Source organism: Paenibacillus sp. FSL R7-0652, assembly GCF_038595045.1.
In the GTDB taxonomy this organism is placed as follows: domain Bacteria; phylum Bacillota; class Bacilli; order Paenibacillales; family Paenibacillaceae; genus Paenibacillus.
The window spans coordinates 1,336,846-1,349,574 of record NZ_CP152001.1 but is presented as its reverse complement, the minus strand read 5'-3'; the positions used below and the strand labels follow the sequence as shown (position 1 = coordinate 1,349,574).

At 49.0% G+C, this 12,729-nt stretch carries 6 protein-coding genes; 1 reads left to right on the top strand and 5 read right to left on the bottom strand.

All coding sequences use genetic code 11. From position 1 onward, the window contains the following. Positions 1-60 precede the first annotated feature (60 nt). A complete protein-coding gene (locus MKY97_RS05915) occupies positions 61-1,566 on the bottom strand; it encodes an alpha-N-arabinofuranosidase (RefSeq protein WP_342554570.1) in 1,506 nt (501 codons plus the stop codon). Positions 1,567-1,744: 178 nt separating this feature from the next. Here MKY97_RS05915 and MKY97_RS05910 point away from each other — a divergent pair, with 178 nt between their 5' ends. After that, the gene (locus MKY97_RS05910; RefSeq protein ID WP_342554569.1) at positions 1,745-2,668 is read left to right on the top strand and encodes an ArsR family transcriptional regulator; all 924 of its coding nucleotides are present in this window, start codon (positions 1,745-1,747) and stop codon (positions 2,666-2,668) included. A gap of 194 nt (positions 2,669-2,862) precedes the next feature. Here MKY97_RS05910 and MKY97_RS05905 read toward each other — a convergent pair whose 3' ends face one another. From MKY97_RS05905 to MKY97_RS05890, 4 genes are all read right to left on the bottom strand, one after another. Further along, positions 2,863-3,681: an SH3 domain-containing C40 family peptidase gene (locus MKY97_RS05905; RefSeq protein ID WP_342554568.1), complete on the bottom strand. Its 819-nt coding sequence runs from the start codon at positions 3,679-3,681 to the stop codon at positions 2,863-2,865. 573 nt (positions 3,682-4,254) lie between these two features. Beyond that, positions 4,255-7,530, bottom strand: a complete 3,276-nt coding sequence (locus MKY97_RS05900) for a glycoside hydrolase family 48 protein (RefSeq protein WP_342554567.1) — start codon at positions 7,528-7,530, stop codon at positions 4,255-4,257. Positions 7,531-7,603: 73 nt separating this feature from the next. Continuing rightward, positions 7,604-10,597, bottom strand: coding sequence for a glycoside hydrolase family 9 protein (locus tag MKY97_RS05895; RefSeq protein WP_342554566.1), 2,994 nt, complete (start codon positions 10,595-10,597; stop codon positions 7,604-7,606). Between the two features lie 261 nt (positions 10,598-10,858). Continuing rightward, the gene (locus MKY97_RS05890; protein ID WP_342554565.1) at positions 10,859-12,595 is read right to left on the bottom strand and encodes a methyl-accepting chemotaxis protein; all 1,737 of its coding nucleotides are present in this window, start codon (positions 12,593-12,595) and stop codon (positions 10,859-10,861) included. Positions 12,596-12,729: the final 134 nt, after the last annotated feature.

Below are 12,729 nucleotides of genomic sequence, written 5' to 3'. Positions count from 1 at the left end.
ACCTGATTTTCATTTACTATCGCCTGCAGACTGCCCTGCTGCCAATTCTTTCGAAGCCCTTTATTGCACTTTCAAACGAATCACGTTCCATGATGCTTTCGCCAAACTTGCGCTAATCAGCGTATCGGATACCGCAGCTCCGCCGCGATTGTGCGGAACGACGCGATTCGGCTGTGCAGCTGTGTTGACTGCTTTCAAATCATCTGCTTCCAGAACGATATGCTCAATCAGAGTGCATTTGCCAAAGCTGCGCAGATCCACTTCAAGCGGCAGTGATTCCTGCAGGTGACGGTTAACCGCAAATACGGTGACTTCACCCTGCTCCTCGTTATGCACCGCAATAGCCTCCAAATAAGGAACATCCGTAATTTGTTTTGTGTCGTATTTCGGTGACTGAATCAACGGTACCAATGCCGTTCCACGACCATAAACGGATGCGTGCATAAATGGATAGAAGATCGTCTGCCTCCATGATCCTCCGCCCGTTTCCGTCATGATTGGAGCAATAACGTTGACGAGCTGCGCCAGACACGCCATTTTGACCCGATCCGCATGTTTCAGCATACTGATCAGCATACAGCCCACCAAGAGTGCATCCTCGTGATTATAGATGTCTTCGAGCTGCGGCGGAGCGATCTGCCACGGGTCCATTTTGGAGTCATTGTCGTGGGAGTGATACCAGACATTCCACTCATCGAAGGACAAATGCATTGTTTTTTTGCTGCGTTTCTTCGCTTTGATATAATCACAAGTCGCTTTCACCGTATCGATAAAACGATCCATCTCCAAAGAGCGTGCCAGGAACGTTGGCGTATCATTATCCGGGTTCCCGTAATATTGGTGCAGAGACAGATACTCTACATGGTCATACGTATGATCCAGCACGGTTGCTTCCCAGTCCGGGAAGGAAGGCATGCCCAGATGCGAGCTTCCGCAGGCAACGAGTTCAATTGTTGGATCTGTCCATTTCATGACTTTGGCTGCTTCCGCAGCTGTGCGACCATATTCCTCGGCTGTTTTGTGGCCGATCTGCCAAGGACCGTCCATCTCATTCCCCAGACACCAGGTTTTCACACCATGCGGCTGCTTGTATCCGTGCTTGATCCGAAGATCACTGTAATACGAGCCTTCCGGATGGTTGCTGTATTCTACGATATTACGCGCAGCATCGACACCGCGCGTTCCCAGGTTCACCGCCATCATGACTTCGGAGTTCGCTTGTTTGGCCCAATCTACAAATTCATTAAAACCGAATTCATTCGTTTCAACCGTCCGCCATGCCAGTTCCAGCCTGCGTTTACGCTCAGACACCGGTCCGACGCTGTCCTCCCAATTGTAACCGGATACAAAATTACCGCCCGGATAACGCACAATCGGTACCTGCAGCTCCTTCACCATCTCCAATACGTCTGTGCGGAAACCCTGCTCATTCGCTGAAGCATGACCCGGCTCATAAATTCCACCGTATACAGCACGTCCCAGATGCTCAATAAATGACCCATACAGACGCTTATCTACTTCGCCAATCGTAAAATCTTTATCTACCGTCATTTTCGCTTTTTCCATGAATGATCTCATCCCCCTAAGATTAATATAAAAATTAATTGATATTCTATGGATCAACGTTCATATTTATATTAAAATCGATAACAACACATATTTCAACCCGAAATGCGAAAAATATTATTCTTTTCATTGAATTTATGTTTAACTTAATTCTATAAATGAAATTGGAGGAACACCTGTGATCAGAGCAAATACCGATGCCGAATGGCTTCCTTTATATGAGGCACTTGCAAGCGAGGTCCGTCTGCAAATCATCCGCCTTGTTGCGGATAAACCGATGAATGTGAAAGACATTGCCGCTTCACTCGGTCTGAGCAGTGCAATTGTTACTATGCATGTCCGCAAACTTCAGGATGTAGGCATTATTCAGTCCAAAATGGTACGCAAGGATGGGGGCACGCACAAAATGAACAGCCTGGCCGTCGACTGGATCGGCATCTCCATGCCTCAGGACAGCGGGGTATCCCGCAAGTTTCACGAAGTATCCGTGCCTGTCGGTCACTATACACATTTTGACGTGTATCCTACATGCGGTTTAGCCACATCAGACCATGTCATCGGTCAGTATGATGACCCCCGTTATTTTTTGGACCCGGACCGGATGCACGCGCATATTCTGTGGTTTGGACGCGGGTTTGTCGAGTATAAAATTCCAAACTATATGCTGACTGGACAGCAGATTGACGCGATCGAACTGTCGCTGGAGATCGGCTCTGAAGCGCCATCCGTAAATCCAAACTGGCCTTCCGATATCACGTTCACACTGAACGGCGTTCGATTGGGCGAATGGACCAGCCCAGGCGACTCCGGCAATGGACGCGGCATATTTACGCCTGACTGGTGGAGCGATATTGTCAATCAGTACGGTATGCTCAAAGTGCTGCGTATAACCAACGAAGGAACGTTTATCGACGGGCAGCATCTGTCGAGCATTACACTCGCAGACATTCCGGTAGAGCGTAATCAGTGGACTTTACGCCTTTCTGTGGAGGAGGACGCCCGACATGTGGGCGGAATGACACTATACGGCGAGGGATTTGGCAACTATAACCAGGATATTTTGTTCCGATTGTTCTATCACGACGGAATTCCGGCAATGTGAACCGCAGCAAATACTAAACGTAAAAACACCTTGCCTCTGTTAAGTTCACAGCAAAAATGCAAGGTGTATTTGTTCAATTCCGTATACGGTAAGCTTACGCATCTCGGCTAATGCACGGCTCGTTCTCAGCATTTGTGCTGTGGCATGCTGTTTTGCACTTTGCTTCTCCGCACTTAGCCGCTTTCAGCTTGTCCTTACAGCGCACTTCCACCAAACAGGAAGCGGTATTCCCAATGTTTTCCGGCAATATCACTGATCGTCACACCACCGCCAGCGTTGGAGTATGTATGCAGTATTTTACCATTTCCCAGATAAATTCCCGTATGTGTAATGACTGCCCGTGATTTGTTCACACCGTTGTAGGCTGATGCCGAGGTGCCTTTGTACGACATAAAGTACATCAAATCACCACGTTTCAGGTTTTTCCAATTGGTTTTGACTGTGCCTTTCTTCTTTACATAGTCCCCTTGTTGGCGTGAGTCAGCAGGAAGTGTAATGCCCAATCCATCGATAAAAGCCCGCCGTACAAAGCTGGAGCAGTCAAACATTGCCGTACTATTGCGGTCTGCTCCATGTTTATAAGGCGTTCCCATGTACTTCATTCCGGCTGCAATGACCTTCTCTACAGCGGTACTTCCTTTAACCGTTGAGCCAGAAGCAGAACTGTTTGAAACATTAGTACTGGTACTTCCTGATGCTGTCCCCCCGCTTACAGTCTGCGTGTATTTGGATGAAGACGATATATAACCTGTCCGATTAGACGAGTCTTTAATTTTGTACCAATCCGAGCCGGATTGCTCAAGCACGGTTAACGTTTCTCCTTTGGAGACCATACGAATAACTTTGCCTGATGACGTTGGTGTGGTTCGAAGGTTTACACCCCAGATGACTTTTACTTTCGATTGATCTGCCGCCGCTGCGGATACCTGTTCTGTGAGCGATGCCGTTGTAAGACTTCCCATCAGCAATGCTGCTGTTACACCTGCCGTAACAATGGTATTCTTCCAGTTCATGATGTCGTGCCCCTCCGGATATTACAAAATTTTAACCAAGAAGACATCTTCCCGGCTCGCCTTATTGTAAACGGGCATTCCACAACGTTCATCAGCCCAAAGTCCTGCAAGGATTCAGAGCACTTTGAGCATATCGAATCAGGGAAAACGTTCTTTGACTGGAAAAATAGAACACAAACTACACGGGATTAAAGGTTAAATTATTGTAACCAATTGATACACCTCGGGTTTCTGCGTTTTGCTTAAGCAGACCTCCTGTTTCTCACACATCCAACCTATGTCCTAGATTTTAATAATTCTTCTGAACCAATTGGAAAACATTACTACGTTTCATTTCACTTCAATCTGGAATCCACCCTTCGCAAATGAAAATATATGTCTTTAAACAACGTGAAGAACCGGAGATTTCTCCCCGGTTCTTCACCTACTGCGTCTGTTCAATGAGTCTGTTCTTACTCATGCCGCACCCACTAAACCCACGGAATAATTTAAACGGCTGAATAATCTTTCGGACGTTCCGTTCCCGGCCCCAATTCCTGAAACCAGCCCTGATCATTCAGCTTTTTGCCGGATTTATGGCTCCATGCCCCACACTTTCACACCATCTTGGTACGCTGTCACTTTAGTCCAGGCACCAAATGCTGTTTGAGTGCCATCGAAGGAATAATCATTCGATTGATCAAAATTCGTCCAGTTGTTCTTGGAGGAACGTGTCTGAATGATCCCCGTTTCAGCACCTGCTTCCAAGCTGCCTGCACCAGCAGTAAAGCTGATCTCCAGATACGTATCTGCCGTTCCTTTGGCTGGCTCGACTGCTGCAAAGCTCCCCTTCACATTCGCACTGCCAATCTGTGCATAGTCACACCAGAAGGTCAGATCCGCGGAACTATCTTTGGTAAAGTAATAACGAAGCTTCACTTTGCTCAGATCGATCGCGGTTGTTCCTGTATTTCTCAGGTTGAATTGCGGCGTAAGCGCATTGCCAGAAGCGCCCGAGCCTCCATTACGGTACTGCACTTCCAGTGTTCCGGTTGAAATCGGAGCAGCGGTTGGCGTCAGTACAATTACATTGGAATTCGTCTGACCATCCGCGTTGATGGCAACCACTCGGTAATTATAGGCTGTTCCATTCACTGCCGCTGCATCGGTATACGTCAGTGCCGTCAGATCAGCCGCAAGATCAACATATGCCCCGCTGCCTGTGGAGCGCTGCACAGTATACGTCGCGGCTCCGGTAGAAGCCGTCCAGTTCAGCACAGCCTGTGCATCTCCAGCTGTTCCACTTAGGGTGAAGGCACCTGGTACACTCACGCCATCCTGAGGTGTTGCTGTAACCTGTGCCGAAGGTGCAGACTCACCAACACTGTTCACTGCGCTGATGACATAATAATAAGCCTTTCCATTCGTCAATCCGGTGTCTGTGAAGGTTAAACCGCTAACACCAGTCGCTACAGAAGTATACGGACCACCGTTCACTTCTGCACGCTTCACCGTATACGAAGATGCCCCTGCTGCGGCTTTCCAGTTCAGAACGATTTGTTCGTCACCGCCAGCTGCCGTTACGCCGGCAGGTGCAGCGGGTACTTCAACTCCTGGTGTGTCGCTGTCACCAAGGAGGCGGTCAAATTCGCCATAAGCGGTAGCCATATCAACCTGTGACCAGAAACGGTGATACGTAAAGGTAGGTGCACCATTTTCCCACTGTTTCGTCGTTGGATTGTAAGAGGTTTTGTACTTATTCTCGAGATAAGCCCAAGCCGGGTCTTGCTTGATCGCTGGACGCAGATCGGAGTATCCAATATACACACCGTTTCCGCCTTTGGCCGGATCCGAAGGTACGCCTGCATTGCCCGGAATTGTATTGCCTTGACCGAATTTACCCGACCAATTCGCCGGAAGATAGATTTCTTTGGCGAAGTAGCGGAAGTAGTCTTTGCGCTCCTCTTCTGTCACGATCCCTACACCGTCATTGTAATCCCAAGCCGTATCGAGTAATGTCTGAGCCAAGTCCTTGGCCTCCTGACCTTTCGCACTCAACGTACCATTCTCTGCTTCCGTTCCAGCAGCAAAGAACGTCAGCGCTTTGATATAACTTCCAAGCACGCCAGTATCCTGTACCGGATCTTTGGTAATCGCGTGGAAGTTTGGATTATTCGTATACGTGCTGAATCCATTCCATTTATCGGGCTGTCCCTGCCATTCCTGGCCACCTGGAATCCAGAACTCGCCCGGAGCCGGGGTTGTCGCTACCTCAACATTGGTGCCACCGAGAATACGCTGTCCAGCTGCATTCAGATAGTAACCTTGATCATCCGTTACAGGGCGTTCACCGGCAAATACATAATCTTTCGTCCAGTCAACCCATTTGGTAATGACCTTCTTGGCCATCTGGAAGTTCTCGGATGTCAGGTCACCACTCTCTGCGAGAATATAATACATCTCGGCTACACGCTCCAGCGGCCAAGCCTGGAATCCGAACCATGTGTTGGAATCCGGATCACGGTATACCGGAGCTTCCTGATAGGCCATGTCATAGAACGTGCTGACTCCTGCAGGGTAAGCTGCGTAGGAACCGCCAATACTGTTGGTTGCTCCGCCACCAATTGCACCTTCATGGGATTGGAGCCAAGTGTAGAATTCGAGCTGGCGCTTTAACGTTGCATTCCAGTCTGCTTTCGCTGTAGGCGAATCAGGGATCAAACCTCCTGCGGGATCAGACAAGGCATAGGCTGCAACCGGATTTTGATAGGCTTGGTGAGTATGGCTCGCTCCAATACGCCATGCCCAGTCCCCGCCTTGGCCCAATCCGCCACCCCATGACGTGTACCAAGCCATGAGATACATGTTGGAATCTTTACCTGTACCTGCGGTCGGTGTCCCGTTCTTCGCACTTCCGATCTTCTGGAAGTACTTGTCGTACATGCCATACCGCAGATAGTCGCCCATCTTTTTCGCTTTATCCAGATATTCCGAGTTGTTGTACCCCATCTCTTTCGCCCAATACAATACCTGAACCGCACGTGCATCGGCATCTGTCGCGTTGGTGTAACGCCACTGTGCTGACGGTGCCTGATTTTCCTTGGTAAACAAACTCATGAAACCTTCGCCCGGTTTACCAAATGACTTATCATCCTGGGATGGATGAGGAATGGCCTCCCATACTGACTCCTGTTCGCCGCGCTGGAACGTATTCACATACGTTGTCGTGTGGGATGGATTCAGCAGATTTCCGTATTTATACCAGTTATCCACGTCAATAAGCCAGTGCATCAGATAGGTCTGATTATCGCCATAGGTTGCCTTGAGTTCAGCATCCAGCGGGTCCTTACCGGCTGCATATTGACCGTTCAGATTGGATGGATATTGGTCAGGAAACGGTTTTTCCCCTGCATATGTTGCAGGACTGTTTGGATTATAAAAGCTCATGGTTGGCTGTTCTTCCTTGCCATCCCCTTCGTTGACCGGAATAATGTACTTCTCCATGTTATCCCAGGCCGCCTCCAGTTTGGACCAGTCTCCCGTATAGTGACCGTACATGGTTTCTAACCACAACCAGTAACTGTACGCCTCCGATGTAGACATATGACCATAATCCGGTGCTTCACTCAGCAGCGTTTCAATCGAGTGATACGGAATACCTTCTGGAGAAAAGTATCCGTTTGCCGGGTCTTTCAATTGATCGTACAATTGCAGAAAGCGGGCTTCATTGACACCTTCAGCCTGAACTTCAATGGCCTGATCCGCGGCATTCGCCGGTTGAGGATAAGCCCAGAGGCCCGTGTAACCCGTCAGCATGACGGTTCCCGCCAGCATGGCAGTTAAACTCTTTTTTGCAGCTGTTTTCAACATGAATATATACCTCCCTGGAATAGTGGAAATCGGATATCGATGCTGTTGGTCTGCCCATGCTGTAGTTGAGTATTTAAGGCTCCAGCCCCCATACCTGCGTATTTCCTTGATATGCAGTTACTTTGTTCCAAGCGGCAAAAGCAGTTTTGGAACCATCAAAAGAATAGTCGTTGCTCTGATCAAAAGTACTCCAATTGTTTTTCGAGAAACGTCCCTGGATGACGCCCGTCTCCGCTCCGGCTGCCAGACTGCCCGCTCCAGAGGTGAAACTGATCTCCAAATACGTGTCAGCCATTCCTTTCGCCGGATTTACCGTCACAAACTTGCCTTGGATGTTGGCTGTACCAACCTCTGCATAATCACACCAGAAGGTCAGATCCTCTGAGCCATCTTTGGTAAAATAATATCGAATCTTCACTGTACTCAAATCAACCGCCTGTGTGCCCGTGTTCTTCACATTGAACTGTGGAGTTACCGCATTGCTGGAATTCCCGGACCCTCCGCTCCGATACTGTACTTCAAGCGTGCCTGTCGAAATGGGCGGCTCGGAAGGTGTCAGCACCACTACATTGGATAAGGTCTGCCCGCTCGCATTCACAGCAGCGATCCGATAACTGTAGGCTGTACCATTAAGTGCTGTTGTGTCATTATAGGTCAGCGTCGTTAGTCCGGCTGCCGCATCGACATACGATCCGCCTGCAGCTGCACGCTGCACATTGTAGCTGGCGGCCCCTGATGATGCTGTCCACGACAGCACATTTTGGTTATTGCCTGCTGTCCCGCTTAAAATCAGCGATCCTGGCACAGTCGATACTTCCTGCGGCAGTGCCTGCACCTGCATAGAAGCTGGTGATTCCCCGGCTCCATTAACTGCACTCACTACGTAATAATAGGTCTTGCCATTCGTCAAACCTGTGTTGGTATAAGTCAGCCCGCTAACACCCGAAGCAGTTGTTGTATAAGGGCCTCCGCTAACTTCGGCACGCTTGACCGTATACGTTACAGCCCCGGCAGATGCTGCCCAGCTCAGCGTGACCTGGCTGTTTCCGGCTGCTGCCTGCACGCCAGAAGGTGCAGCCGGCACGGTCACCGGTGTCATACCCGGTTCCTGTCCATATACCTTTACTCCAGCATCATAGACGGGAATGTACGCACTTTTTACCGGATTCCCTGTCGTCAGGTTCTGGTACGAAGGGTCATTCGCCGGGTTCCATGCCCCCTGCGGACCTGTAATGCGGAATTGAACTTCTTTGCGATAATTCCCCTCTCCGCCAGGATAGATTTTGGTATTGCTGAAGTTTGCCGTAATGGCATAGATCCGCTTGGCAGCATCCACCACAACAGGCTGTGAAACGACTGCACCTTCGCTGGATGATACAGTTACCTGAACATCCGATACGGTATGCCCTGCAGCATACACCTCACTCAAATCGAGGAAATATTTGAAGGAAAGCTGATCCCCCATTCGCGCAGGCCAGCCTGAGCGGTTGTTCAGCAGTGCACGAATTTCCGTATAATTCGAACCTGATGAGCGAACAGCCGCTTCGACAAAGTATTCGTCACCTTTGACCTCAGGAGCAGGGAAATTCGCAAGAGGCTGATGATTCTGTCCATACAGCAGATTCATCTTGGCGAGTGCTCCAGTGAAGCCGGCATTGTAATCTGTCGCTACTTCATTGCTCACGTAATCCCCGATGTCATCCGTATATTGATCCGACGCGTTTGGTCCTCCTACCATGGCGCCGTATAAAATATGACGGTGATCCGCCGGAATATCTTCGTTGTTCATCCATGAACTATGAGCGGTACGATGATGCGGATGCTTCGGTGGATTTTTCCCATATCCGACCACATAACTGCTCTGACGAGGATTATCCCCTAAAATGTAATTGATCTGCGAGGCGGCAAAATTTTGATATCTGGATTTTTTCACAGGGTCACTGACCCAATCGGAGTACACAAAAGAGATAAAAGCCGCATTCGCCGCATAACGGAGTGAACCCCACTGATCCAGCCAAGCCAATCCGCCCGGGGTATAAGTCACACGGCCCCCATTTGTTCCTACCGTCCAGTAATCCAGATTGCGTTCCGTCGACTGAATGAATTTGGTGGCCTCCGGCATATTCAAACTGGATGTAATCCGGGCAAGCAGAATCTGGGCACCGTAATGTTTACTATCCCAGCCCTGTGTCCAGGTATAAGGCCAGTTCGCAGAACCTCCGCTTGCAGACCAGCGGTCTGCAGCTGCGATCGCTTTGGACAAGTAAGCGTTATCATTAGTGGCTAAATAAAGCCATGCTCCGCCCCATGCAAGCTCATCTTCATATCCGGTCCACGAATTATAGAATGCTGCAGCATCGGTAATACAATCGGTGTATTTTCCCCGATATGTATCTGCAAAGTTGTACAGTTCTTTTGCATGCTGAAGCATTCTGGCCGAGTAGGCCGGATCATCATCTGCAAATACGATCGAGGAGGCCGCCAGGGCAGCCGCTGTCTCTGCCGCCAGATCACTTCCCGGACAGGAAGCATCGATCTTGAACGATGGGCGGTTCATCTGCATTACCTCTGCAGGTCCCCACCAGGCATGATCGATATTACCTCCTCCAACTTGTCCCCATAATTCGTTTGGTTTCGTATGCGCTTTCATAAAATAGTCGGCTGCCCACCGGATATTATCCTTGATTTCCTCCAGCTGTCCGGCCTGCTCATACCCATCACCGTATTCCACAACGGACCAGGCCAGCATTGTGGCTGAAGCTGCCATTGGAAAGCCAAATTTCACATGGTCTCCAGCATCGTACCAGCCTCCTGTCAGATCGACTCCGACATCCGCTCCATCCTGCATTCCCGAATCACCACGCCATTCAACCCGGTTGTCTGCAGGCAGCGGCCCCGACCGCTGCGCCTCATAGAAATAAATAGCCTTCTGAAGTGCTTCTGCATAGTTATGATCTCCAGCGGCCGCATCCGCCTGGCGTAATCCTGTATTCATAGAAAAGCTTCCTGCCAGCAGTCCTGCCGATAACGCTGCCATAGCAACTCGTTTCCACCAGCGCCCTTTCATTATTTACTGTTCATCTCCTTTTCTTGAAAGTTCCGGGTGAACATCTCCAGATTATTGATGATTCACGCTCCTCTCCATGGTGGTAACCGCATGTAATTTCCACCATTAATTACCATTATAGTGTTTTGTTTAACTTACAATATCAACATTGGTGACTTCTGGAATAACATTGTTGTGACCTGATCAGCGTGATATGACAAAAAAGCTGTTTCTTCCCGGATACCTCCCGGGAGAAACAGCTCCGTATTCCTCCGTGTGAATCTATACTTTGAATTTGCCCACCTGTCCCTGCAGTTCCTCGGCCATCTTGGATAACATTCCTGCCGATGAAGCGATCTCTTCCATGGAAGCCAACTGCTCCTGCGTAGCAGCAGATACGTTATGTGCAGCCCCTGCAGCTTCTGATGCAATATTAGAGATCTGGGTCACATAACTTACGACCTCGTTTGTACTTGCTGACATTTCCTCTGAACCTGCAGATACTTCTTCAATATCCCCGGCTACCTTGTTGGCAGCATTCGAGATCTGCTCGAATGCTTCTCCGGCTGCAGTAACCAGCTCAATTCCGGCTTCCGTTTCATTACTGTTCACCTTCACAGCCTCTACAGCATGATTCGTATCCTGCTGAATCAGCTGAACAATCTCTGAGATCTGTTGGGCTGAAGCTGAGGATTCCTCGGCCAGTTTACGCACCTCACCCGCAACTACAGCAAATCCTCGGCCATGTTCCCCTGCACGTGCAGCTTCGATCGCCGCATTCAGCGCAAGCAAGTTGGTTTGCCGGGCAATGTTGTTGATCACTTCAGTGATGGTTCCAATCTCGGCTGAACGCTCTCCGAGTCCTGTAACCAGTTCTCTCAGCGAAGCGATAGAGTTACGAACAGCCCCCATCTGTTGAACAGCCTGCTGTATAATCTGGTTACCTTCCGCAGATTGATTTGCTGCATCCACGGCGGACACGGATACACTTTGAGCCAGTTCGGCAATCTGTTCGGAGCCTAATGCCATTTCATTCATTTCCTGCGAAGAACGCTTCACAATATCTACCTGATTCGCTGTTCCGACAGATAGTTCTTCAACCGTTTCGGTAATTTGCTCCGAAGCTTTCGTGTTTTGCTCTGCGCTGGCAAGAAGTTCCTCGGATGAAGCTGCGACCTGCTCGGATGTTTCCGATACAGATTGAATCATCGAACGCAGATTGGTACTCATTGTATTAAAAGCGGCTGCCAAAATACCCAGCTCATCCCTGTTTTTCAGCGTGATGGCTTCACCGGTAAGATCACCATCTGCGATCGCTGAAGCTGCTTCCGTCATCTTCTTGATCGGTCGTGAGATCATACTTGCGATAAATAACGCAATGAACAATGCCAGCAGCGTTGCCACTATAGATACAACCAAAATGATATTAAAAGCATTTTCGGCAAGTTTGACAGATCCGCCAGCAACCTCTTTCGCTCCGTCATTCCCTAAATTAATTAACTGGGTGATGGTATCATTAGCTGCATACCAGAGCGTGTAGGCTTCTGTGTGCAGCTTGCTGGCCGTATCAAAGTCATTTTTCAGACCAAAGTCTACAAATGTGGGCATTTTCTGCAGATATGCATCATAACTACTGGAAAACTGCTCATACATTTTCTCAGCCTCAGCATTACCATTAATTAAGGTCAGCAATTCCTTGCGCTCATCCTCAATCTTGGCAAGCAGCTCGGTCAACACTCCATTCATTCTCTCCGTTTCACTTGGGTTCTGTTCTACAATAATGGCCAGTGCCAGCCGTTCTACATCCGACACATCACCATTCATAATCCCAAGTAAACTTACACTAGGCATCCAAGTCTGGTCGATCTGTCTTGCACTATCCGCCATCTTGAAAACCTGAGTCAGCGTGTACACGCTAACAAAAATCAGTAATGCCAAGACAATCAAGAAACCGCTCAATAACTTACCGCGAATCGTAAACTTCACTTTTCCTAATGCGTTCCCCCGCACTTTCCCCATCTTCCCACTCCTCCAACTTGGCCCAATAAACTAGTACATCTGTATAATATATCGACACACATGTTCCGTGAATGAATATATGACATCTGAATTTCAGAAAATTTCACTTAACAACGCATAACGTTCAAAAAGAA